The organism is Micromonospora sp. M51 (genome assembly GCF_018070305.1).
Taxonomy (GTDB): Bacteria; Actinomycetota; Actinomycetes; order Mycobacteriales; family Micromonosporaceae; genus Micromonospora; species Micromonospora parva.
In genome coordinates, this window is sequence record NZ_JAGPXZ010000864.1 from 1 (window position 1) to 2,364 (window position 2,364).

The following is a 2,364-nucleotide window of genomic DNA, read 5'->3' on the forward strand; positions in this document are numbered from 1 at the left end:
GTGCGCCAGCGGCCATCAACGCGACGATCCGCCGACCCCAGTCCTCGTTCTCCGCCCTGATCCGCAGCCAGTCTTCCTTGCCATAGCGAGAGGCCCGGCGGTTCGACTCCCGGTACGCGTCGGTGTCACCCCACCGCTGCTCCGCCTCGGCCTCGTGCTCCTCCGGGCTGAAGTCACCGAAGACCTCGAACCGCTCCTCCGGCGTGAGTTGGATGTTCATCTTGGTCGCCTCCATCGCGAACTCGATCGCCGTGACCATCTCCTGCAACCGTTTCAGCCGTACCGTCAGCAGCTCGTGCTGTCGGCGCAGGTGCGCGGCCGGATCGGCCGCCGGGTCGTCGATGATCGCGGTGATCTCCTCAAGCGGGAAACCCAGCTCCCGGTAGTACAGGACGAGTTGCAGCCGTTGCAGGTCCGCGTCGTCGTAGCGGCGGTAACCGGCCGAGGTCCGCCCGCTGGGCGAGAGCAACCCGATCTCGTCGTAGTGGTGCAGCGTCCGCACCGTCACGCCGGCGACCTTCGCCACCTGACCCACCGTGTACGCCATGGTCCCCCTCCCTTCCGGGAACCAGGCTCCTGCCTGCCGTTACGTGAGAGTCAACTCCGATTCTGGCCCACCATGGCGGGGCCGTCCGGCCGCCCGTACAGATAGCCCTGACCGCGCGGGCAGCCGATCGCGGTGACCGCCTCATGCTGACGTTCGGTCTCCACCCCCTCGGCGACCACCGCCAGGTCGAACGCGCCGGCCAGCCGGGTGACCATCTCCACCGTGGCGTACGCCCGGTCGTCGGTGCCCAGCCGCGCCACGAACGACCTGTCGATCTTCAACTCGGTGGCCGGGATGCGGTGCAGGTAGCTCAGCGACGAGTAGCCGGTGCCGAAGTCGTCGATGGCGATCCTGATGCCCAGCTCCCGCAGCTGGTGCAGCCGCTCCAGCACCGCATCGGTGCCCTCGATCAGCGCCGACTCGGTCAGCTCCAGGGTCAACGCCCGGGGCGCCAGCCCGGCGGCGCTGGTGGCCGCGGTGACAGTGGCGATCAGGTCCGGCCGACGCAGGTGCGCGGCGGCGATGTTCACCGCGACGGTCGCGTCCGGCACCCGCCCCCGCCAGGTGGCGGCGGCCCGGCACGCCTCGTGGATCACCCAGCGGTCGATCGGCAGGATCAGCCCGGTCTCCTCGGCCAGCGGCAGGAACTTCGCCGGCGCCAACATCCCCAGCCGGGGGTGCCGCCAGCGCACCAGCGCCTCGGCGCTGCGTACCGCACCGGTGCTCAGGTCGACGATGGGTTGGAACTCCAGGCGCAGTTGATCCTCGTCGACAGCGCGGCGCAGGTCGGCGATCAGCTCGGCGCGGGAGACGGCCGACTCGCGCAGCGCCGGTGTGCACGTCCGGTACGCGGACTTCCCGGCCGCCTTGGCCGCGTACATGGCGATGTCGGCGTCGCGCAGCAGGTCGGTGTGGGAGGCGTGCTGCGGGCCGAACTCGGCGATACCGATGCTCGCCGACGGGTGCACCCCGACGTCCTCCTCGTCGTCGGACGGCCGCAGCGCGTCGAGCAGCCGCTCGGCGAGCCGTTCGGGTGACACCGGCCGGTCGCCGTCGACCAGCACGGCGAACTCGTCACCGCCGAGCCGGGCGATGGTGCCGTCGCCGTTGACGGCAGTGCGCATCCGGGCCGCGAGCCCGGTCAGCAGGGTGTCACCGGTGGCATGCCCGAACCGGTCGTTGACCTGCTTGAACCCGTCCAGGTCGAGCAGCAGCACGGCCACCGGCCGCCCGTCGCGCAGGGCCAGCCGCAGTCGCCGGTTGAACAACAACCGGTTGGGCAGCCCGGTGAGCTGGTCGCCGTACGCGAGCCGACGCAACCGGACCACCAGCCGGAGGTTCTCGTTGGCGGCCAACCCCTGCCGGACGGCGAGAGTCGCCAGCAACACCATCATGGTCACGAACACCAGCTGCGGGGTCTGCCCGGTGGGCCGACGGGCCAGCACCACCGCGACGATCGCCCCACCCACCGGCAGGTACGGCAGCGCCACCCGCCACCAGGGCGGCAGTGGCGACTCGGCGGTGTCGTCGGTGCCGTCGCAGTCCGGTGGTGGCGGATTCCGGGTGGCCAGGCCGATCAACAGGTAACTCAACGGCCAGCACAGGTCGATCGGGTGACCGGCGGCGTAGTCGGCGCGGGCGACCAGCGACACGTAGACGACGTCGGCGACGACCCGCAGGCTGAGGCTCGCCGCGAGGATGCTCATCGGCCGCCACATCGGCCGGGCCGGCCCGGAGACCGCGACCAGGATGGTGAGCTGCATCAGGTCGAACATCGGGAAGAGCAGCCCGAGCGTGCGCGCCGGGTCGGCCAGCTC

Annotated in this window: 2 protein-coding genes; both read right to left on the reverse strand. The window is 71.1% G+C overall.

The genetic code is table 11. From position 1 onward, the window contains the following. Positions 1 to 547: MerR family transcriptional regulator (locus tag KBX53_RS29910; protein WP_210863015.1), on the reverse strand; the 547-nt coding region annotated here is incomplete at its 3' end. A gap of 50 nt (positions 548 to 597) precedes the next feature. Further along, positions 598 to 2,364, reverse strand: a 1,767-nt coding sequence (locus KBX53_RS29915) for a bifunctional diguanylate cyclase/phosphodiesterase (protein WP_210863017.1), incomplete at its 5' end; no start/stop codon positions are given.